We start from the raw sequence: 21,228 nt of genomic DNA, 5'->3' as shown, positions 1-21,228 counted from the left end.
AGCCGCCCCGCGCCCGCGGGCGGAATCAGGAGGATCGCCATGCGCGTCGGTGTGATCGGAGGCGGCCAGCTCGCCCGGATGATGATCCCCGCGGCGGTCGAGCTCGGCCTCGAGATCGCTGTCCTCGCCGAGAACGAGGGGGCCCCGGCGGGCCTCGCCGCGACCCGGGTCGGCGACTACCGCGACGAGGAGACGGTGCTCGAGTTCGCCCGCACCGTCGACGTCGTGACCTTCGACCACGAGCACGTGCCCCAGGCGATCCTGCGCCGGCTCGTCGCCGAGGGCGTGGCGGTGCACCCCGGCCCGGACGCGCTCCTCTACGCCCAGGACAAGCTGATGATGCGGCAGCGCCTGAGCGAGCTCGGCGTCCCCGTGCCCGACTGGGCCGCGGTGTCCTCCTCCGCCGAGCTGGCCGCGTTCCTCGACGAGCACGGCGGCCGCGGCGTGGTCAAGACCGCGCGCGGCGGCTACGACGGCAAGGGCGTCCGCGTCGTCAGCGGTGCGCACGAGGCCGACGACTGGTTCGCGGCGCTCGCCGAGGACGGCCGCGGCGGCGCGCTGCTCGTCGAGGAGCTGGTCGGCTTCCGCCGCGAGCTGGCGCAGCTCGTGGCCCGGCGCCCCTCGGGCGAGAGCATCCTCTGGCCGGTGGTCGAGTCGATCCAGCGCGACGGCGTCTGCGCCGAGGTGCTCGCGCCCGCGCCCGCCTCGGCCGGTCGTCTGGCGGACGCCGCCGCCGACATCGCCGAGACGATCGCCGAGAGCCTGGGCGTGACCGGCGTGCTGGCCGTCGAGCTGTTCGAGACGACGGACGACCGGCTGCTCGTCAACGAGCTGGCGATGCGCCCGCACAACAGCGGGCACTGGACGATGGACGGCTCCACCACCTCGCAGTTCGAGCAGCACCTGCGGGCCGTGCTCGACCTGCCGCTCGGCGCGACCGGCTGCCGCGATCCGTGGACCGTGATGGTGAACGTCCTCGGCGGCCCCGTGGGGGAGTCGCTGACCGACCGCTACCCGCTCGTGCTCGCCGCGCACCCGGCGGTCAAGGTGCACAACTACGGCAAGGAGCCGCGCCCGGGGCGGAAGGTCGGGCACGTGAACTCGACCGGCGACGAGCTCGAGCTGGTGGTCTACGAGGCGCGTGCCGCGGCGGCCGTTCTCACCGACTGAGACGTACCATGGTGGCCGTGACCCGCCCCACCCCCTCCGCCGTCCCCGCCGGTACCGCCTCGTGAGCGCCGACGCGCTCGTCAACGGACCGTCTCCGCTCGTCGGCGTCGTCATGGGCTCGGACTCCGACTGGTCGGTCATGCAGGCCGCCTCGACGACCCTCTCGGAGTTCGGGATCGCCCACGAGGTCCGCGTCGTCTCGGCCCACCGCACCCCGCAGGCCATGATCGACTACGGTCGCGGCGCCCGAGCGCGGGGCCTGCGCGTCGTGATCGCGGGGGCCGGCGGTGCGGCCCACCTGCCGGGGATGCTGGCCGCGGTCACCTCCCTCCCCGTCGTCGGCGTGCCCGTGCCGCTCGCGCGCCTCGACGGACTCGACTCCCTGCTCTCGATCGTGCAGATGCCGGCCGGCGTCCCCGTCGCGACCGTCTCGATCGGCGGCGCCCGCAACGCGGGACTGCTCGCGGTGAAGATGCTCGCGATCGGCGACGACGCGCTGTCCGAGCGCCTCGACGCCTTCGCGGCCGATCTCGAGGTGCAGGTCGCCGCGAAGAACGAGGCACTGGTGGCCGGCCTGTGACGACGATGACGCTGCCGCTGCGGCACCCGGACGTCCGCTCGAGCACGGTGATGACCCGTCGCGCCTGGTGGCTGCTGATCGGCAACCTGCTCGTGCCCGGCTCCGCGCAGGTGCTCGCGGGCAACCGCCGCCTCGGCCGGCTCGGTCTCGGCTTCACCCTCGGGCTGTGGACGGCGCTGCTCGTCGCCGTGATCCTGTACTTCGTCTTCCCGACCGGGCTGTACACGCTCGCGACCTTCGACCTCTCGATGCTCGTCCTGCAGGCGGCGCTGGTGGTCTACGGCGTGGTCTGGCTCGTGCTCACCCTCGACACCCTCCGGCTGATCCGCCTGGTGCGGGCGCGGCCGAGGATGCGGGCCGTGCTCGCCTTCGCGACGATCGCGCTGATGGCGGTCTCGGTCGGCTCGACCGCCTACGGCACCTACCTGATCGGGATCACCCGCGGGACGCTGTCGTCGATCTTCGGCGGCGGGGCGATGGAGGCGCCGATCGACGGCCGCTACAACATCATGCTGCTGGGCGGCGATGCCGGCGAGGACCGCGACGGCCTGCGACCCGACAGCATCTCCGTCGTCAGCATCGACGCCTCGACCGGCGCCGCGACCACGATCGGCGTCTCGCGGGAGTTCGTGAACATCCCGTTCCCGGAGGACAGCCCGATGCACGAGCTGTACCCGGACGGCTACACGAAGGACAACTGCGCGGTCGACGTCTGCAAGCTGAATTCGATCTACACCGAGGTGGAGCTGAAGCACCCCGAGCTCTACCCGGACGCGGTCGCCGAGGGCAGCGAGCCCGGCATCGAGGCGACCCGCGACGCGGTCGAGGGGATGCTCGGTCTGCCGATCCAGTACTACGCGCTGATCGACATGGAGGGCTTCGCCCAGCTGATCGACTCGCTCGGCGGCATCGACGTGGACTACCAGGGAACCGAGCCGCTGCCGCTCGGCGGGCTGCCCGGCGCGGACGGCACGATGCAGGGCGTCAACCAGTGGATCGATCCCGGGCCCTGGCACTTCAACGGCGAGCAGGCGCTCGCCTACGCCCGCTCGCGCTACACGACGAGCGACTACGACCGGATGGCCCGCCAGCGCCAGGTGCAGACCGCGCTGCTCGAGCAGTTCGACCCGGCCAACGTGCTCTCGAAGTTCCAGGACGTCGCGGCGGCCGGCTCGCAGGTGATCAAGACCGACGTCCCGCAGGGGATGCTCGGCTACTTCGTGCAGCTGGGGCTGAAGACGAAGTCCCAGCCGGTGGGTGTCGTCGAGCTCGTCCCGCCCGCGGTCGACGTCGACCGCGACCCGGACTACGACGTGGTCCGCTCGCTCGTGCAGGAGGGCCTGTTCCCCGACGCGGCGGCGCAGTAGGCGGCAGTTCCTGCTGATCGAGTAGGCCGCGGAGCGGGCGTATCGAGCGGAGGGGGCGCCTTCGGCGCCAGCGCAGGGCGGGGAAGAGGCCGACGTCCTTGCGGTGGTGGGTCTCGATACGCCCCTGCGGGGCTACTCGACCAGCATGTCTGCGGGCGTCTCTTCCAAGTAGATCCACCGGCGTCAGAAGTGGGGGTCTGCAGGCCTGCCGTGCTGGCGGGCGTGGGTCTCGATACGCCCCTGCGGGGCTACTCGACCAGCATGGAAGGGCGACGCTCGCGGCAGCACGCGACCCTCGCGGCAGCATGCTGATCGAGTAGCCCGCGGAGCGGGCGTATCGAGATCCACCGGAATCCGGAGTCGGGGTGTGCAGAGCCGCCCTGCTGACGGGCGTGGGTCTCGCTACGCCCCTGCGGGGCTGCTCGACCAGCATGGAAGGGCGACGCTCGCGGCAGCACGCTGATCGAGTAGGCCGCGGAGCGGGCGTATCGAGATTGACCGGCGTCAGGAGTCGGGTCTGCAGGCTCGCCGCGGCTCAGAGGTCGGCGTGCAGGGCCCAGACGCGCTCGGCGGAGTCGCGCCAGCTGAAGGCGCGGGAGCGGTCGCGGCCGGCCACCGACAGGCGCTCGCGCAGCCCGGTGTCGGAGAGCACGCTGCTCATCGCGAGCGCGAGCCGCTCCGGGTAGTGCTTCGCGTCGCCGCGCTCGACGGCGACGCCCGCGTCGGCCGCGACCTCGAGCAGCGCCGGATCGTCCGAGTGCACGACCGGCACGCCGAAGTGCATGGCCTCGAGCACCGGCAGACCGAAGCCCTCGGCGATGCTGGGGTAGACGAACAGGGTCGCCCGGCTGAGCACGAGTGCGAGGTCGGTGTCGCTGAGCACGCCCAGCGCGCGCACCCGGTCCTCGCCGAGTCCCTGCTCGTCCGCGACGGACGCGATGTCGAGCTCGCCCCAGCCGGTCGGCCCGACGATCAGGAGCGGAAGCTCCGGCGCAGACGCCTCACCGAAGGCGGCGATCAGCGAGACCAGGCCCTTGCGCGGCTCGAGCGTGCCGACGCTGAGGACGTACTCGGCCGGCAGGCCGAGGGCCGCCGCGCGCTCCTCCGCGTCGTCGGGCAGGACGAGTCCGGAGCCGACGGCCCCGCCGATCACGCGGATCCTGTCGCCGAAGTCGAGCACCTGCGAGAGCTGCTGCGCGACCGCGTGGGTCGGGACGACGACGGCGTCGGCGAACTTCTGCGCGCGCTTCGCCATCGCCCGGTGCCACTTCGCGCCGTGCGGGGTGAGCGTCTCGGGGTGCGTCCACGGCACCGTGTCGTGGATCGTGACGGCGATCTGCTCGCCCTCGCGGCCCTCGTGGTTCCGCAGCGGAGCGAAGAGGCTCGGGGCGTGCATCATGCCGCCGCCGGACGGGATCCCGATGCCGTACTGCCAGGTCCGGGAGAGCTCGCGGCGGCCCAGGTGCAGGCGGTGCAGGCGCGCGAGACCGGGCAGGCGCAGCCGCAGCTCCTCCTCCTTCTCGGGCGGATGCGCGGAGAAGACGGCCTCGACCTCGCAGTCGCGCGGGGCGGTGCGGATCAGCTCGCGGGTGAGCTCCTCGGTGTAGCGGCCGATGCCGCCGGGGACGCGGGCGAGCATCTGGTCGACGACCACGCGGAGCGTCGTCGTCACGGCGTGACCGCCTCGAGCGGGGCGGCGGCCAGCGCGTCCTCCCAGGAGCGCATCGGCGCGAGACCGGCGGCGGTCCAGGCGTCGTGGCCGAGGACCGAGTAGGCGGGCCGCGGGGCCGGACGGACGAAGCTGCCGCTGTCGGTCGGCCGGATGCGCTCGGGATCGAGCCCGGCCTTCTCGAACACGGCGCGGGCGAAGCCGAACCAGGTCGTCTCGCCGGCGTTGGTGCCGTGGTAGATCCCGGCCGGAGCCGCGGCGTCGACGAGCGCGATCAGGCGGTCGGCGAGGTCGCCCGTCCAGGTCGGCTGGCCGCGCTGGTCGTCGACGACGGTGAGGGTGGGGTGCACGCCGGCCAGGCGGACCATCGTCTTCGCGAAGTTGCCGCCGTGCGCGCCGTAGAGCCAGGCGGTCCGGACGACGTAGCCCCGTTCGGGGTTCGCGGCGAGGACGAGCTCCTCACCCTCGGCCTTCGTCCTGCCGTAGGCGGAGATCGGCCCGCGGGGGTGCGACTCGGCGTAGGGGCTGGTCGCCGAGCCGTCGAAGACGTAGTCCGTCGAGACCTGGACGATCGCGGCGCCGACCTCGGCGGTGGCGATCGCGAGGTGGTGGGCGCCGAGCGCGTTGACGCGGCGCGCCTCCTCCTCGTCGCTCTCCGCGTCGTCGACGCGCGTGTACGCGGCGCAGTTGAGCACCGCGTCGTGGCCGGCGACGGCGGCGCGGACGGCGTCGAGATCGGTCACGTCGAGGTCGGCGCGGCCGAGCGCCGTGACGGCGCGATCGCCGAGGGAGGAGCGGAGGTCGGTGCCGAGCATGCCGGAGGCGCCCGTGAGGAGGAAGGTCACCCGTTCATCATGCCGGAGGCCTCCGACGCGCGGACCCCGGCGCACCGGGCGGGGACGGCGCACCGGCGGCGACAGCGGGCCGCCGCGCGCTCAGTACACTCGTGACCGTGCAGATCAGAGAGCTCGAGATCCCCGACGCCTACGAGGTCACGCCGCGGCAGTTCCCCGACGACCGGGGGGTGTTCTACGAGTTCTACCGCTTCGACCGCCTCGCGGAGAAGGTCGGGCACCCGCTCTCGCTCCAGCAGGGCAACACCTCGGTGTCCAAGCGCGGCACCGTGCGCGGCATCCACTTCGCGCAGATCCCGCCGTCGCAGGCGAAGTACGTCTCCTGCTTCTCCGGCGCGGTGCTCGACTACATCATCGACGTGCGCGTCGGCTCGCCGACCTTCGGGCAGTGGGACTCGGTGCTGCTCGACGACGTCGACCGCCGCTCGGTCTACCTCGCCGAGGGTCTCGCCCACGCGTTCGTCGCGCTGACGGAGGGGGTGGTCGTCTCCTACCTCGTCTCCTCGACCTACGACCCGATCCGCGAGAAGGGCATCGACCCGCTCGACGAGCAGATCGCCCTCCGCTTCCCGGCCGAGGCGGGCGAGCCGCTGCTCTCGCCGAAGGACACCGACGCGCCGACCCTGGCCGAGGCGGAGGCGCAGGGGATCCTGCCCACCTGGGCCGAGGCGAAGGCGCTCTACGCCCAGCTGGACGGAGCGCGCTCGTGAAGGGCATCATCCTGGCCGGCGGCTCCGGCTCGCGGCTCTGGCCGATCACCAAGGGCATCTCGAAGCAGCTGATGCCGATCTACGACAAGCCGATGGTCTACTACCCGCTGTCGACCCTGATGATGGCCGGGATCGACGAGGTCCTGATCATCACGACCCCCGAGTACAACGACCAGTTCCGCGCGCTGCTCGGCGACGGCTCGAGTCTGGGCATGACGCTCTCCTACGCAGTGCAGGAGTCTCCCGACGGCCTGGCGCAGGCGTTCCTGATCGGCGAGGACTTCATCGGCGACGACTCCGTCGCGCTGGTGCTCGGCGACAACATCTTCCACGGCACGGCGCTCGGCACGGCCCTCGCGGCGAACACGGACATCGAGGGCGCGGTGATCTTCGCCTACCAGGTGGCGGATCCGCGCGCGTACGGCGTCGTCGAGTTCGACGACGCGTTCCACGCGCTCTCGATCGAGGAGAAGCCGGCGACGCCCAAGAGCAACTACGCGGTTCCGGGTCTGTACTTCTACGACAACTCCGTCGTCGGCATCGCCAAGACGATCGAGCCCTCCGCCCGCGGCGAGCTCGAGATCTCCACGGTGAACGAGCGCTACCTCGAGGCAGGCACGCTGAACGTGCAGGTCCTCGACCGCGGCACCGCCTGGCTCGACACCGGGACCTTCGACTCGATGATCGAGGCCACCGAGTTCGTCCGCGTGATCGAGCAGCGCCAGGGCTTCAAGATCGGCTGCATCGAGGAGATCGCCTGGCGGCACGGCTGGATCGACGACGCCCAGCTCGCGGCGCTCGCCGCCCCGCTCGTGAAGAGCGGCTACGGAGCGTACCTGCAGCGCCTGCTCGAGCTCGGACGCTGAGCAGGGCGGGTCTCGAGACGCCGCTGCGCGGCTGCTCGCCCAGCATGGTTCTCATGCTGATCGAGTAGCCCGCGGAGCGGGCGAATCGAGATCCACCGCCGTCAGCGGGCGGGGTCACCGGGCGCCGTCAGCGGCTGGGGCGCAGGCGCATCAGCGCGACGCGGGCGCCGAGGCCGAGGCGGACCGCGACGCGGACCGGGGCCTGGTACCAGGCGTCGTACTTCTGCGCGAGGTAGAGGTAGGCGCTGCGGTGGTGCACCGCGAGCATCCGGGCCGAGGCCAGCCGCGTCGAGTGCCCACCCAGATGCGACACGACCGCGTCGGCGAGGTAGACGTTGGACCAGCCGCGCTGCCCGAGGGAGTCGCCGAGCTGGACGTCCTCGAAGTACATGAAGTAGCGCTCGTCGAAGCCGCCGATCTGCTCGAACGCGGTGCGCCGCACCATGACGCAGGCGCCGGAGAGCCAGCCGGCCGTCATGCTGCCGTGCTGCATCGTCTCGACGGCGCGCGAGCGGCGGTACCGGCGCGACCAGGGGTTGCCCGGCCAGACGTGCGCGAGCAGCGCGTGGCCGATGCCGGTCCCGAGCGAGGGCAGGGCACGGGCAGACGGGTAGATCGTGCCGTCCGAGTCGAGAATGCGCGGGCCGATCGAGCCGATCCCGGGGTCGGCGGTCGCCGCCGCGTAGAGCGCGTCGATCGAGCCGGGCAGGAACACCGTGTCCGGGTTCGTCACCAGGATCCACTCGATCTCGGGGCCGAGCCGGTCGACCGCGTAGTTGATCGCCCTGCCGTAGCCGAGGTTCTCGCCGGTCTCGTGGAAGAGCACCTCGGGGCGGCGCTCGACGACGCGGCGGACGGAGTCGTCGGTGGTCGCGTTGTCGACGACGACGACGCTCACGTCGTGCTCGGTCGCCTCGGGGATCGACTCGAGGCAGGCGCGGAGGACCTCACCCGAGAAGTGGGTGACGACGACGACCGCGATGGGCAACGTCGAACGGGCGATGAGAGCCTCCGGGGGAGCGGCGTCGACGGGCGGGGGCACCGTCGGAAGAACTCGACGAGGCTAGCACGGGCCCCGAGCGGGGCTCCGGCGCTCAGCGCGCGGCGGACTCCACCTCGTCGACGACCTCGCCCAGCTCGGGGGCGATCGCCGCCGAGGGCGCGCGGAACACGACGAACTTGTAGAGGCAGAAGTTCCAGACCAGGCCGACCATCACGGCGACGGCCTTCGCGGCGTTGATCGCGAGGAACGCCTTCTCGCCCGCGCTGGGGAGGAAGAGGAGGGAGGTGCCGAAGCGGGTGTCGAAGAAGATCTCGAAGCCGTAGATGATCAGCGACTGCAGCACGAGGGAGCTGAACCCGGTGACGAGGAAGAACTGCGCGAAGGTGCGCACCGTCGGCCGGTCGGGGTGCCGGAAGACGAAGTAGTGGTTGAGGAAGTAGGAGATCGAGATGCCGACGGTCACCGACGCGACGTTCGCGACCAGGGTGGGCAGGCCGACGAGCAGTGCCAGCGCGTTGAGGATGAGGAAGTCGAGGGCGGTGTTGAGCGAGCCGGCGACGAGGAACCGCACCTTCTGCGATTCCAACCACCGCGACGACAACGGCCAACGCGACACGACTACTCCTTCGATTCCTCGCGCGGAAAAGACGCGCTGCGCCCCACACTACGTGCGGCATCTGTGCCGGACCCGGTGCCGCACCACCGGAATCTGAGAGCCGGGCCGGTCCTGCACGTGTCCTTCCCACTTGGGAGGCGCCGACAGGCGCTGATACTGTTCCACTGCCTCCGCCTCGGCGGACCGTTCATGCTCCTGCCGGAATTGGATCAGATGCTCGCCCTCACCATCGTCACCCCCACGTACAACGAAGCGGACAACATCGACGAGCTGCTCCGTCGCCTGTCCGAAGCGGTGGCGCGCGAGACGGACGTGAGGGTCCGCTCCGTGATCGTCGACGACTCGTCGCCCGACGGCACGGCCGCGAAGGCCCGCGAGCTCGGCGCCCGGCTGTCGACGGACACCTTCACCGTCGACGTGCTCGAGCGCACGGCGAAGGAGGGGCTCGGGGCCGCCTACCTCTGGGCTTTCGGCCAGGTCCTCTCGTCCGAGGAGCCGCCCGATCACATCCTGCAGATGGACGCGGATCTCTCGCACGACCCGAAGTACCTCCGCGACTTCCTGCGCGAGGTCCGGGCCGGCGCCGATCTGGTGGTCGCTTCGCGCTACATCCCCGGCGGCGGCACCCCTGACTGGACGCTCGACCGCAAGATCCTCAGCCGCGGCGGCAACCTCTACGCGCGAGCGCTGCTCGGCTCGCGGCTCACCGACTGGACGGGCGGCTACAACCTCTTCAGCCGCGAGCTGCTCGAGCGAATCCACTTCGAGACGGTCGACGCGACCGGCTACGGGTTCCAGATCGCGCTCAAGCACCGGGCGGTCGGCGCGGCGAACCGCGCCCGCGAGATCCCGATCGTGTTCCTCGACCGCACCGAGGGGACGTCGAAGATCCCCGGCAACACGATGCTGCAGAGCATCCTCCTCGTCCTCCGCATCCGACTGGGACGCCGCAGCCCGCGATGACGGGCGTCGACGCGACGCGGTCGAGGTTCCGCGCGTTCGGAGCGGACGCGGCGGGCCTGCTCCTCGTCCTCGCCGCGACCGCGGTCGTGCTCGCCGTGCTGTCCCGGACGCCGTGGTGGTCCTACCTGCTGACCGACGGTGACTCGCTCGCGCTCCCGCTGCTCGTCGCGTCGGTCGAGCGCGGCGAGCCCTTCGAGTGGGTGATGACGAGCCAGCTGCTGCTCTTCCCGGAGCTCCCCCTCTACGTGCTGAGCCTGGCGCTGGCCGGCGGGTCCGCCGTCGCCTCGCTCGTCGTCAACGCCTTCGTCAACGTCGCCGTTCTGCACCTGGCGCTCCGCTGGCTGGCAGCGCGCGTCCTCGCCGGCCGACCTCGAGGGTGGCGGATCGGAGCGGCCGTCGCGGCGACCTCGGTGGTCCTCCTGCTCGCGGCGACGGAGGGGCGCGGGCTGATCAACGCGGGAGCCTTCGCGAGCGGCATCCTGCTGACCACGTACTACTCGGGAGTCGCGCTCTCGGCGGTGCTGGCCCTCGCCCTGATGGCGGAGGCGAGCGGAGGCTTCGATCCGGCCCGGCTGCCGACGGCGCGGCGCACGGTGCTCGCCCTGATCGGGGCGGCCGTCGTCTCGGCGGCGACCACGCTCGCCAACCCGCTGTTCGCCCTGCAGTTCACGGCACCGGCCGTGGTCGCACTGCTGGCCGTCCTCGTGCTCCGGCGGATGGCGTGGCGGCGCGCGCTGCTGATCTCCTCGGTGCTGATCGCCGGCGCCGGGATCGGCTACGCGGCGCGGGGCGCCTTCGCGCGCTTCGTCGCCGTCGACGCCGCCACCTACCTCCACCTCGAGCGGGCGGGAGCGGCGGTCGACGGGTTCCTCCTGCAGATGCGCGACGTCGGCTCCACCCGGTTCGGGAAGGTCGAGATCCTCGTCGTCGCCCTGCTCCTGCTCGCGGCCGTGCTCACCCTCGTCATCGCGGTGGCGACCCAGGTCCGGCCGGAGACGCCCTGGGCGGTGGCCGACTCGAGCGTGGTCCTCGCGACGTTCGTCCTGGTGGCCTCGGCCTCTCTCGTGCTCGGGCAGATCGTGACCGGCAGCCTGGTGAGCCGCTATCTGCTGCCGCTGGCGGTCTTCCCCGCTCTGATGGTGCTCCCCGCGCTCCAGGACTGGGTCCCGCGCGGCCTGCCCGGGGCCGGCCTGCTGCGCCGGCTCCGGCCGCCGCGGCCGCTGCGGGCCGCCGCCGCCGCTCTCGTCGTGCTCGTCGCCGCCGTGGGGGCGGTCGTCGCGGCGGCGCCGATCCGCAGTGCCGCGGCCCAGGCCGGCGCGACTCCCGAGCGCGCGTGCCTCGAGCAGTGGCTCGACGGCCGCGACCTCGCGGGCGTCGGCTCGTTCTGGACCACCCGGCCGCTCGAGCTCTACGCGGGGACGGTCGTCGACGTGCAGCAGGTCAACTTCGACTTCACCCCGCAGCTCTGGATGAACAATGCGGCGGCGTACCGGTCGAAGACCTTCAGCTACGTGCTCGCCGACCGGGATCCGGACTGGGCCGTGCTCGCGCTCGGCACCCTCGGCGAGCCCGCCTCGGTGACGGCCTGCCCGACCTTCGACGTCTACGACTACGCCGGCACCGACGGAGAGGCGACTCTGAACGCGATCGTCCGCCGCGGGATCGAGACGGCGCAGGCCGATCGTGGCTTCTGAGCGGCAGCCGCCGTCCGCGCCCGATGCGCGGAGCGGGCGCGGCTCGACCCGCCGTCGGTGGCTCCTCGAGGTCGGCGCCGCGCTCGCCGCCGCCGGCGCGAGCGTGCTCGCCGCCGTGCTCGCGCTCGGGGTGACCCCCGAGTCGATGGCGCAGCGCTGGCAGGTGGGCGGTGGCGACCAGATCCTGCACTACCTGCTCTTCCGCAGCGCGACGCAGGCGTTCCCCTTCACCGAGAACGGGGCGCTGGGCTTCCCGGACGGCTTCAACGCCTTCTTCACCGCCCAGTTCGACGTGGCGGCCGCGGTGACGGCCGGTGTGCTGAGCCTGGTGATCCGGGACGGCCTCGTGCTGCTCAACGTCTTCACCCTGCTGACCTTCGCCTCGACCGCGCTGACCGGGTACGCCTTCTTCCGCTGCCTGCGGTCTCCGGTCTGGGCGTCGTCGCTCCTGGCCGCCGTCTTCAGCCTGGCTCCGTACCACTTCCTGCGGGTCGGCTACGGTCACCCGTTCCTCGCCGCGTACTGGGCGATCCCTCTCCTCGGCATCCTCGTGCTCGTCGCCGCCGGCGATCGGACCGATCCGTTCCGCGCCTGGCGGGCCCGGGCGGCGACGCGCCGCTCCCGGCTGCTGCGCGGTGCTGTGCCCGTCCTGGTGCTCCCGGCCCTGATCGCATCGAGCAGCGGCTACTACTACGTCTTCAGCGTGCTCGTCCTCGGCGGGGTGTGGGCGCTCTGCGCGCTCGCCGGCCTCGCCAGCCGCGTGCCGCTGCGCACGGTCCTCGGCCGGGGATCGCCGCTCGCGGTCCTGGGCGCGCTCGTGGCGATCGAGATCGCCGTCCTCGGGAGCGGCTTCGGCGAGCGCACGACGGCCTACTTCGAGACCCGAGGCGTGGGGGAGTCCGAGATCTTCGCGGGCAAGCTCCTCTCGCTCTTCCTGCCCTGGCAGGGCACCGAGCTGCCGAAGATCGGCGCGCTGACGAACCTGTACTCGACGGGCACCGCCGTCGCGGTGACGACCGAGCCGCCGGGGATGCCCGTGCTCGCGATCGTCGGCCTGTGCCTCCTGCTGCTGGCACTGCCGCTGACCGGCGCGGTCGGCGGACGGGCGCTCCGCCTCACCGCAGTCGGCCGGCTGCTCTCGGACGAGAGGCTGCGAGTCCTCGCGATCGCGGCGCTCTGGACGCTCGCCTTCTTCGTCATCGCGGGCTTCGGCATGGCGATCGCGGTGTTCCTCGATCCGACGATCCGTGCGTGGTCCCGGTTGTCGATCGTGATCATCCTGCTCGGGCTCGGAGCGGTGGCGATCGCCCTCGGCCGGGTCACCCGTCGCTGGGTCCGGATCGCCGCAGCCGGCCTGATCGTCCTCGTCGCCTCCCTCGACCAGCTCGCCGGCGTCGCGCGGATGGTGCCGATCGCACCCACCGACGACAGCGAGGTCGCCGCGCTCGTCGCCGAGGCGGACGCCGCGCTGCCGGACGGCTGCGGGGTGGTGCAGCTGCCGATCAAGAGCTTCCCCGACAGCGGGGCCATCGGGAGCATGGGCGACTACGACCCCGCCCTCCCGTATCTGCGGACCGAGGGGGAGGACCTCAGCTGGAGCTACGGCTCGGTCGGCGGCACGGAGGGCTACGAGGTCTTCGACGACCTCGAGACGCCGGAGGAGTTCGCTGCGGCCGTGCGGGCCAGCGGGGCGTGCGCCGTCTCCGTCGACACCGCCGCGTACGTCGGACGCGAGGGCGTCTGGGAGGCCGACGTCGTCTCGGTGAGCGGAGCGCTCACGCCGACCGCGCAGTCCTCGTCGGGGCGCTGGCTCGTCTTCCCCGTCACCCGCTGACCGCGGCGCCGATCACGAGCGGAACAGCAGCCAGCGCTCCCGGTCGTCGGTGCTGGTGACGACGGGCGCGTCCGCGTCGGCGACCGCGTCGACGAAGGCCCGCCAGCCGTCGGGGTCGTCGACGTAGGCCGCCGTGTCGACGAGGACCGCGCAGGCTCCGGACGCCGCGTACTCGCGCTCGAACGCCGCCGTCGTGACCGCGCCGTCCCAGTCCTCCGCCGAGAACGTCCCGCGGACCGCTCCGTAGCTGAAGCGCAGTCCGTCCTCGTCCGAGGAGAAGACGTACGGCAGGGCCTCGTCGTAGTCGCCCATGTCGCCGACGGCCCCGGTCTCGGGGAAGTCCTTGAGCGGGAGCTGGACCACGCCGCAGCCGGGCCGGAGCACCTGCTCGGTGTCGTCGACGAAGGAGCGGAGGGCGGAGTCGTCCGTGGCGGCGATGCCGACCGCCGTGCTCGCGCCGCCGACCTGGTCGATCAGGCCCACCACCGCGACGGCGGCGAGGATCGGGAGCAGGACGCGCAGCCGAGGGGCGACGGCCTCCATCGCGAGTCCCGCCACGCCGAGAGCGAGGACGCTGAGCACGATGGCGAACCTCGACCAGGCACGGATCTCCGGGCTGACGACGTAGGCCAGGATCGTGCCGAAGCCGGTCACCACGAAGAAGAGCAGCCCGACGACGAAGGCCTGGCTGAGCAGGCCGACCCGGGCGTCGGCGACCAGCTCGCCGAGCCGCGACCGGCGCTCGGGGGCGGGGCGGCCGGCGCTGAAGAGGGTGACCAGGACGATCAGCAGAACGATAAGGAAGGCGACCGAGACGACCACGGCCGTCGCCGGGTTCTCCGACCTCGGCACGACCTCTGTCGACGCTTCGTAGCTCTTGGCCAGACCCGCCAGTGGGCCGAAGCCGCTGAGGGGCGAGGGCAGCAGGAGGTTCTGGATCTTCCCGCCGTAGAGCTCCGACTCCTGCGGTGAGCGGCCCTGGAAGTACTTCTCGTAGCGGTCGCCCTGATCGTCGGAGAGGACGGCGAGCTGCACGGCGATCAGGACGAGCAGGGCTCCGAGCGCGAACGTCGGCCAGGAGAGGCTGCGCAGCGGAGCCCGCCGCACGAGCGAGGCGATCACCGCGACGGCCCAGGCTGCGCCGAGGACGATCGCGCCGAAGACGAAGTAGTAGGACTGGGTCCACGCGACGGCGATCGCCAGCACGAGCACGAGGGCGCCCCGCAGGACGCGGCGGCGTCGGCTGCCGAGCCCGGACGTCCAGCGCGCGAGCGGATCGGTCACGTCGCCGCCGATGACGAGAAGGAGCACGCCGATGAGCGGGACCGACCAGTAGTTCGCCAGGAACGGGTGCCCGAGCGCCAGCTGGAAGAAGTGGTAGGGCAGGACCGCGGTCAGCACCCCGAGGACGAGCGAGGTCGGCCGGCGCAGGCGGAGGGCGCGGAAGAAGAGGTAGGCCGTGGCGCCCGCGGCGGGGAAGCCCGCCAGGCTGTACAGGTTGAACAGCCACACGCCGTCGGGCGTGAGCGGGCCGACGAGGGCGACGAAGGCGGCCGACCACGGGTCGAACAGCGGCGCGAAGAACAGGTTCTGCGCCTCGGGGAAGCCGAGCCGGTCGTTCGGGAAGAAGGGCAGCACGTCGCGCGCGCTGGAGAAGATCGCGTAGTGCAGCACCTGGTCGGCGCCGCCGAAGCTCCAGCGCTGCCCGAGCTGGTCCACGCCGACGCGCAGGGCGAGCAGGCCGAGCGCCGCGGCGAGGACGGCCGTGAGGAGGGTGAGTCCCGCGTCGGCGAGGAGGGCGGGCGGCCGGCGGAACCGCCGGGCCGCCGGGGCGGTCCGCTCCGCAGGAGCCGTCGACTCCGCCGGGGCGGTCGACTCCGCCGGGGCGGTCGGGCTGTCGGGCGCGTCCTCGAGGGTCATCTGGGCGATCGTCCTTCGTTCGGGCACCCGGCCTGGACGGGAACGGTGCAGGGGGAGCGGGCGCTCCGGAACCCTATGGTAATTTCATGGGGCTCCGCCGGGCTCCACACGTCCCACCACCCAGCTTCCCGAGGAGGCGGTCCACGACCGTGACCCGCAACTACCTGCTCGCCGGCGGTGCCGGCTTCCTCGGCTCCCATCTCGCGGCGGAGATCCTCCGTCGCGGCGACGGCGTCGTCGTGATCGACTCGCTGCTGACCGGTTCGACCCGCAACCTCGAGTCCGTCCGCGGACACGAGCGCTTCACCTTCGTCCACGACGACGCCGCGAACGCGGTCGCCGTTCCCGGGCGCTTCGACGTGGTGCTGCACTTCGCCTCGCCGGCGTCGCCGCCGCGCTACCTCGCCCACCCGCTCGAGACCTTGCACGCAGGCTCCACGGTGACCGAGGCGCTGCTCGAGGTCGCCAAGCGCGACGGCGCCCGCTTCGTCGTGTCCTCCACCTCGGAGGTGTACGGCGACCCGCACGTGCATCCGCAGCACGAGGAGTACTGGGGCAACGTCAACCCGAACGGGCCGCGCAGCGTCTACGACGAGGCGAAGCGCTACGCGGAGGCGATCACCTTCGCGTACCGCCGGTACTTCGACGTCGACACCGGCGTGGTGCGGATCTTCAACACCTACGGCCCGAACATGGACATCGACGACGGCCGCGCCGTCCCGGCGTTCGTGAAGGCCGCGCTGGCCGGCACGTCGATCCCGATGCACGGCGACGGCACCCAGACCCGCTCGCTGCTCTACGTGGACGACCTCGTCGACGGGATCCTCCGCATGGCCGACTCGACGGACGCGGGCCCGATCAATCTGGGCAGCGTCGACGAGCTGGAGCTGGGCGAGATCGCCCGCCGCATCATCGCCCTGATCGGCAGCGACTCCGAGATCCACTACGAGCCGCGCCCGGTCGACGACCCGGAGCGCCGCAAGCCCGATATCACGAAGGCGCGGGAGATCCTCGGCTGGCAGCCGACAGTGCCCCTCGAGAACGGACTGGCCCGGACCATCGCCTGGTTCCGGTCCGCCGCCGTCGCCGCCCCGTAGCCCTCCGCGCCCCGAACCCCCGCGCTGCGCCCCGCATCCCCGCCGCGTGCCGCGCATCCCGCGCGCCGCAGTCCGCTCAGCGCCGTACGAGAGAGAATCCCGACGTGAAGCTTTCCATTCTCATGCCCGTCTACAACGAGCAGGCGACCCTCCAGAAGGCGGTCGACCGCGTCCTCGCGATCGAGTTCCAGGACGGCGTCGAGATCGAGTTCGTCATCGTGAACGACGGCAGCCGCGACCGCACGAAGCAGATCCTCGACGCTCTCGAGGACCCGCGCATCCGCGTCTTCCACCAGCCGGTGAACCAGGGCAAGGGCGCGGCGATCAGCCGGGCCGTGCAGGAGGCGACCGGCGACTACGTCATCATCTGCGACGCCGACGAGGAGTACCGGCCCAGCGAGATCCCGACGCTGCTGCAGCCCGTCTTGGACGGCGACGCGCAGCTGGTCTACGGCAGCCGCACCTTCGGCAGCCACACCTCGTTCTCCTACTGGTACGTCATCGGCAACAAGGGCGTGAACCTCGTCACCAACGTCCTCTTCAACGCCTACGTCTCGGACGTCGAGACCTGCTTCAAGCTGATGCCGCTCAGCCTCTACCGCTCTCTCCACATCAAGGAGAAGGGCTTCGGCATGGAGGCGGAGGTCACGGCGAAGCTCCTGGCCCGCGGCTACCGCCCGTACGAGGTCGGGATCAGCTACAAGGCCCGCACCCGCGAGGAGGGCAAGAAGATCACCGTCAAGGACGGCTTCGAGGCCCTCTGGATCCTCCTGAAGATCCGCGTCCGCGAGGGCTCGCGCACCCGTCCCCCGCAGAGTGCGGCGGTCTGAGGCCGTGGCTCGTGACAGCGGACCGCGCCGCGGACCGATCGCCCTCGCGAAGGTGCTCTACAGCGGCCTGATCTCCTACGTGCTGAAGTTCGGCGTCGTCGGGATCCTCGGCCTCGTCGTCGACGTCACCGTCTTCAACCTGCTGCGCGTCGGCGGGATCGGCGGGGAGCACGTCCTGTCGGGTCCGATCGGGGCCAAGGTCGTCGCCGTGGCCGCCGCGACCGTCGTCACGTGGTTCGGCAACCGCTACTGGACCTTCCGCGAGCACCGCCGGGCGAACTACCTGCTCGAGCTCGCGGAGTTCGGCGTCGTCGCCGTCGCCGGCATGCTGGTCAACCTGCTGCCGCTGTACATCTCGCACTACGTGCTCGGCTTCGACAACCTCGTCGCCGACAACATCTCGGCCAACGTGATCGGCCTCCTGCTCGCCACGGCGTTCCGGTTCGTGCTCTACCGCTTCTGGGTCTTCGGTCACCACCGGAGCGGAGGCGTTGTCGCGAACCGCGAGGCGGAGCAGGCCGCCGCCGCCCTGTTCGAGGACGACGCGGCCGCCGCCGCGGACACCGGCCGCATCCCCCGCCCGCGCTGATCCCGGCGCGCGCTGATGCGCCACCCGCGCTGATCCGGACTCAGGCCGTCCGCTCGGCGAGAGCGAGGTCGAGGAGCAGGCGCGCGGCGCCGTCCCAGCTCGGCACGTCTCGAGGCGGGATCCGCCGCGGGCTGCGGACCGCCGCCTCGATCGCGGCGACCCATCCGGTCCGGTCGGCGGGCGCGATGAAGACGGCGTCCTCCTCCCGGCCCGCGAGTGCATCCCGCAGCCCCGGGACGTCGGCGGCGAGGACGGGACTCCCGCAGGCGACCGCCTCGAGCGCGGGAAGGCCGAAGCCCTCGTGCCAGGACGGCATCGCGACCGCGTCGGCGCCGGTCAGGAGGGCGGGCAGATCCTCGTCCGGGACGTACCCGGTCGCGAAGCGCACGTCCGCACCGGCGGCGACCGCCCGCGCGACGGCCTCGTGCACGTCGCCGTTGTCCCAGCCGTCGCCGCCCACGAGCAGCAGGGTGTGCCCGGCCGGCCGCACGGCCTCGGCGTAGGCGTCGACGAGGGTCACGAGGTTCTTCCGCTTCTCGATGGAGCCGACGAAGAGGAGGTAGCGGCCGAGCGACTGCGCCTCGCGGGCCCGGGCGACCTCGGTGGCGGAGCGGGCGTGGAAGAGCTCGACGTCGACCGTGGTCGGCAGCACGCGGACGCGGTCCGCGTCGATACCCAGCGCGGACGTGATCTCGCGCGCGGACGAGGGAGTCCCGGTGAGCACGAGATCGGAGCGCCCGAGCCACCGCGGCACCTCCCGCGCGAGCATCTCGCGGCGCTCGCGGGGGACCAGCTCGGGCAGGACCGCGAAGCAGACGTCGTGCACGAAGGTCAGCGACCGCGAGCGGGCGAGGGGCCAGTTGCGGAAGTTGGGGAAGAAGTAGGCGCCGCGCCCCAGGAGGAGGTCGATCCCCGGGACGCGGAGCCTCGTCAGTGCGCTCCACAGCCGGCGGGGGAGCAGCACCGGGCGCACGCGGAGGGTGCGGAAGCCGAACCGCTCGAGCGAACGCGCCTCGCTCGTCGGCACGACGAGCAGCACCTCGGCGCGTGCCGCGACCTCGTCCGTGTCGAGGGCGCGGAGGAGCCCGAGCAGGACCCGGCCCACGCCCGTCAGCCGGGGGGCGGTCAGTGCGGTCGCGTCGACCAGGAGCCGGCCGCGCGCAGCGCTCACGGCCGGCTGAGGCGGACTTCGGAGTCGATGTCGACGACGCCGTCGTGCACGGACGAGCGCTCGACGGTGAAGGTCGCCGCGACCGGGGTCCGCATGGTCTCGCCCTGCGAGAACGTGGCGGCCGAGGCATGGACGGCGTAGTTGCCGCCACCGAGGTGCAGGTCCGGCAGGGTGAAGGTGACGGTCATCTCGCCGTCGACGCTCGACAGGGGGGTGCCGATCCGCTCGGTGTTGGTGCCGAAGACCCGCTGGCCGAGCGGAGTGTCGATGCCCATGCCGATGTTCCAGTCGTCGACCGGCCGGCTGGTGCGCACCGTGACGTCGAACTCGAGCGACTCGCCGCTGCGGACGACCACGCCCCCGTGCTCGATCGACCCTCCGCGCAGCTCGCAGCCGAGGATCTCGATGAGCATCGGGGCGGGCTCGTCCTCGGCCTCGGCGGCGGCCGCCTCGCGCTCCTGACGGGCCTGGCGACGGTCCTCGAAGCTCTCGCGGAGCACCTGGAGTCCCTCCGACGTCTCGCCGTCGAACACGACGTTGCCCTTCTCGAGCACGATCGTGCGGTCGCAGAGCTCGCCGACCTGCTCGAGGGAGTGGGTCACCAGGACGATGGTCTTCCCGGCGCGCTGGAAGGCGCGGATGCGGTCCATGCACTTGCGCTGGAACGGCTCGTCGCCGACGGCGAGGACCTCGTCGACCAGCAGGAGGTCGGGGTCGGTGTGGATCGCGATCGCGAAGGCGAGTCGGACGTACATGCCCGACGAGTAGAACTTCACCTGGGTGTCGATGAACTCGGCGATCTCCGAGAACTCGACGATGGAGTCGAACTTGCCGTCGAGCTCGGCCCGTGACAGACCCAGGATCGCGCCGTTGAGGTAGACGTTCTCGCGGCCCGTGAGGTCGGGGTGGAAGCCCGCGCCCAGCTCGAGGAGGGCGGCGAGGCGCCCGCGGCGCTCGACGGTCCCGGTGGTCGGCTGGACGATGCCGCCGATCAGCTTGAGCAGGGTGCTCTTGCCGGAGCCGTTCGCGCCGATGAGCCCGACGGTGGAGCCGAGCGGGATCTCGAGGTCGACGTCGCGCAGCGCCCAGAACTCGTCCCGGTGCTTGCGCCCGCGGCCGAAGTTGACGATGCGCTCCTTGAACGACTTGTCCTTGCGGATCACGAAGCGCTTGGACGCGCCGCGGACGCGGACGACGGTGGGGCTGGCCGTGGGGCCCGAGGCCGCCTCCGGCTTGCTGGTGAGGGTCACGATCAGATCTCCTGGGCGAAGTTGCCCTCGAGGCGTCGGAAGATGCGGTGCCCGATCCAGACGAACACCACCCCGACGGCGAAGACGATGATCAGGCGGAGCGCCATGTCCGGCGGCCACACCTGGGGGGCGATCTCGTTGCCCTCGATGATGCTGACCCGGGAGCCGTCACCCCAGACGGCGCGCTGGAAGGCGAGGATCGCGTTGGACATGGGATTGAAGAGGTAGAGCTGCTCGAGCCAGCTCCGGCCGGCTCCGGTCGTCGCGGTCACCACGAAGTTCCACGCGTAGACGATCGGCGACAGCCAGAAGAAGATCTGCAGGCCGACCTCGACGAGGAACTGCACGTCGCGGAGGTAGACGTTGAGCGCCGACAGCGCGAGCGCGAACGCGAGGCCGTAGACGAGGGTGATCGCGAGCGCCGGGAGGATGTAGAGCAGGTCCCGGCCGAAGACCAGCGAGCCGGTGAGGACCGCGCCGACCATGAGCACGACGAACTGGACCGCGAAGTTGAAGAGCGCGGAGCCGATCGCGGCGACCGGGAAGATCTCGCGCGGCAGGTACACCTTCTTGATCAGACCGCCGTTGCCGAGGATCGACGTGGTGCCGGCGGTGACGATCTCGCTGAACAGGCCCCAGAGCGTGAGCCCGGAGAAGACGAAGATCGCGAAGTTCGGCACGCCGCGCGAGGCGCCGAGGATCTGGCCGATCGCCACGTAGTAGATCAGCAGCATGATCAGCGGCCGGACGAGGCTCCAGACGAAGCCCAGGCTGCTGTCCTTGTAGCGGGACTTGAGCTCGCGGCCGACCAGGAGGCGCAGGAGCTCGCGGTGCCGGAGGATCTCCAGGAGCGAGGCGATGAAGCCGCCGGATCCGCCGCCGACCGCCGAGGTGGTGCCGGCGAGCTGGAAGGGCTCGTCGGCGATCGAGCGTGCGCGATCGACTGGACTGATGGGCATGGAACTCCAAGGTCTCGGCCTCCGCCGTGCGACGGACCGCATCATTATACGTGTGCACCCGAGCGGCACGGCTGGAGCGCGCGCCG

General features: G+C 71.8%; 19 protein-coding genes. 11 read left to right on the top strand and 8 right to left on the bottom strand.

Going from position 1 to position 21,228, the window contains the following annotated elements:
• The first annotated feature begins 33 nt into the window (after nt 1-33).
• The 3 genes from HQQ86_RS03305 (at nt 34) to HQQ86_RS03295 (ending at nt 3,117) form a co-directional block, all read left to right on the top strand.
• Nucleotides 34-1,170 carry a 5-(carboxyamino)imidazole ribonucleotide synthase gene (locus HQQ86_RS03305; protein ID WP_173287495.1) on the top strand — a complete coding sequence of 379 codons (1,137 nt, stop codon included), beginning with the start codon at nt 34-36 and terminating at the stop codon, nt 1,168-1,170.
• A 112-nt stretch (nt 1,171-1,282) separates the two neighbouring features.
• Complete coding sequence (gene purE / locus HQQ86_RS03300) at nt 1,283-1,750, top strand: 5-(carboxyamino)imidazole ribonucleotide mutase (RefSeq protein WP_173287494.1); 468 nt, start codon at nt 1,283-1,285, stop codon at nt 1,748-1,750.
• Between the two features lie 5 nt (nt 1,751-1,755).
• Entirely contained in the window at nt 1,756-3,117 is a 1,362-nt protein-coding gene (locus HQQ86_RS03295) for an LCP family protein (RefSeq protein ID WP_254071875.1), read from the top strand.
• 535 nt (nt 3,118-3,652) lie between these two features.
• Here HQQ86_RS03295 and HQQ86_RS03290 read toward each other — a convergent pair.
• Both HQQ86_RS03290 and rfbD read right to left on the bottom strand, forming a co-directional pair.
• On the bottom strand, nt 3,653-4,789 hold the full coding sequence (locus tag HQQ86_RS03290; protein WP_320526604.1) for a glycosyltransferase family 1 protein: 1,137 nt from the start codon (nt 4,787-4,789) through the stop codon (nt 3,653-3,655).
• Nucleotides 4,786-5,631, bottom strand: coding sequence for a dTDP-4-dehydrorhamnose reductase (gene rfbD, locus HQQ86_RS03285; RefSeq protein WP_173286438.1), 846 nt, complete (start codon nt 5,629-5,631; stop codon nt 4,786-4,788). The genes HQQ86_RS03290 and rfbD overlap by 4 nt, the downstream gene beginning before the upstream one ends.
• Before the next feature lie 107 nt (nt 5,632-5,738).
• Between rfbD and HQQ86_RS03280 the strand changes: the two genes are divergently transcribed.
• Nucleotides 5,739-6,350 (top strand): dTDP-4-dehydrorhamnose 3,5-epimerase family protein, encoded by a 612-nt coding sequence (locus HQQ86_RS03280; RefSeq protein ID WP_173286436.1) that lies wholly within the window; start codon nt 5,739-5,741, stop codon nt 6,348-6,350.
• Complete coding sequence (gene rfbA / locus HQQ86_RS03275; RefSeq protein WP_173286434.1) at nt 6,347-7,216, top strand: glucose-1-phosphate thymidylyltransferase RfbA; 870 nt, start codon at nt 6,347-6,349, stop codon at nt 7,214-7,216. Before HQQ86_RS03280 ends, rfbA begins: the two co-directional genes overlap by 4 nt.
• 127 nt (nt 7,217-7,343) lie before the next feature.
• Here the strand turns inward: rfbA and HQQ86_RS03270 are convergent, their stop codons facing one another.
• Both HQQ86_RS03270 and HQQ86_RS03265 read right to left on the bottom strand, forming a co-directional pair.
• Complete coding sequence (locus HQQ86_RS03270; protein WP_367948537.1) at nt 7,344-8,258, bottom strand: glycosyltransferase family 2 protein; 915 nt, start codon at nt 8,256-8,258, stop codon at nt 7,344-7,346.
• 52 nt (nt 8,259-8,310) lie between these two features.
• Complete coding sequence (locus HQQ86_RS03265) at nt 8,311-8,835, bottom strand: GtrA family protein (protein ID WP_367948536.1); 525 nt, start codon at nt 8,833-8,835, stop codon at nt 8,311-8,313.
• A gap of 189 nt (nt 8,836-9,024) precedes the next feature.
• Here HQQ86_RS03265 and HQQ86_RS03260 point away from each other — a divergent pair, with 189 nt between their 5' ends.
• The 3 genes from HQQ86_RS03260 to HQQ86_RS03250 are packed head-to-tail and all read left to right on the top strand — an operon-like array spanning nt 9,025 to nt 13,326.
• Nucleotides 9,025-9,798, top strand: a complete 774-nt coding sequence (locus HQQ86_RS03260) for a polyprenol monophosphomannose synthase (RefSeq protein WP_254071776.1) — start codon at nt 9,025-9,027, stop codon at nt 9,796-9,798.
• Nucleotides 9,795-11,492, top strand: coding sequence for a hypothetical protein (locus HQQ86_RS03255; protein WP_173286432.1), 1,698 nt, complete (start codon nt 9,795-9,797; stop codon nt 11,490-11,492). The genes HQQ86_RS03260 and HQQ86_RS03255 overlap by 4 nt, the downstream gene beginning before the upstream one ends.
• The gene (locus HQQ86_RS03250) at nt 11,482-13,326 is read left to right on the top strand and encodes a hypothetical protein (protein WP_173286430.1); all 1,845 of its coding nucleotides are present in this window, start codon (nt 11,482-11,484) and stop codon (nt 13,324-13,326) included. Before HQQ86_RS03255 ends, HQQ86_RS03250 begins: the two co-directional genes overlap by 11 nt.
• Before the next feature lie 12 nt (nt 13,327-13,338).
• Here HQQ86_RS03250 and HQQ86_RS03245 read toward each other — a convergent pair whose 3' ends face one another.
• Nucleotides 13,339-15,246 carry a hypothetical protein gene (locus HQQ86_RS03245; RefSeq protein ID WP_173286428.1) on the bottom strand — a complete coding sequence of 636 codons (1,908 nt, stop codon included), beginning with the start codon at nt 15,244-15,246 and terminating at the stop codon, nt 13,339-13,341.
• A gap of 149 nt (nt 15,247-15,395) precedes the next feature.
• On the opposite strand from HQQ86_RS03245, the gene HQQ86_RS03240 reads away from it, so the two are divergent.
• The 3 genes from HQQ86_RS03240 (at nt 15,396) to HQQ86_RS03230 (ending at nt 17,762) form a co-directional block, all read left to right on the top strand.
• Complete coding sequence (locus HQQ86_RS03240) at nt 15,396-16,343, top strand: NAD-dependent epimerase/dehydratase family protein (protein WP_367948535.1); 948 nt, start codon at nt 15,396-15,398, stop codon at nt 16,341-16,343.
• Nucleotides 16,344-16,447: 104 nt separating this feature from the next.
• Nucleotides 16,448-17,173: a glycosyltransferase family 2 protein gene (locus HQQ86_RS03235; protein WP_173286424.1), complete on the top strand. Its 726-nt coding sequence runs from the start codon at nt 16,448-16,450 to the stop codon at nt 17,171-17,173.
• 4 nt (nt 17,174-17,177) lie between these two features.
• The gene (locus HQQ86_RS03230; RefSeq protein WP_173286422.1) at nt 17,178-17,762 is read left to right on the top strand and encodes a GtrA family protein; all 585 of its coding nucleotides are present in this window, start codon (nt 17,178-17,180) and stop codon (nt 17,760-17,762) included.
• Between the two features lie 40 nt (nt 17,763-17,802).
• Here HQQ86_RS03230 and HQQ86_RS21940 read toward each other — a convergent pair whose 3' ends face one another.
• From HQQ86_RS21940 to HQQ86_RS03215, 3 genes are read right to left on the bottom strand one after another with little or no spacing between them, the layout of a single operon-like run.
• On the bottom strand, nt 17,803-18,933 hold the full coding sequence (locus tag HQQ86_RS21940) for a glycosyltransferase family 1 protein (protein ID WP_173286420.1): 1,131 nt from the start codon (nt 18,931-18,933) through the stop codon (nt 17,803-17,805).
• A complete protein-coding gene (locus tag HQQ86_RS03220) occupies nt 18,930-20,183 on the bottom strand; it encodes an ABC transporter ATP-binding protein (protein WP_173286418.1) in 1,254 nt (417 codons plus the stop codon). Before HQQ86_RS03220 ends, HQQ86_RS21940 begins: the two co-directional genes overlap by 4 nt.
• Before the next feature lie 2 nt (nt 20,184-20,185).
• Nucleotides 20,186-21,142 (bottom strand): ABC transporter permease, encoded by a 957-nt coding sequence (locus tag HQQ86_RS03215; protein ID WP_173286416.1) that lies wholly within the window; start codon nt 21,140-21,142, stop codon nt 20,186-20,188.
• Between the last annotated feature and the right edge of the window lie 86 nt (nt 21,143-21,228).

The organism is Rathayibacter sp. VKM Ac-2857 (assembly GCF_013205025.1).
Lineage (GTDB): Bacteria > Actinomycetota > Actinomycetes > Actinomycetales > Microbacteriaceae > Rathayibacter.
This window is presented reverse-complemented; position numbering and strand designations above follow the sequence as displayed.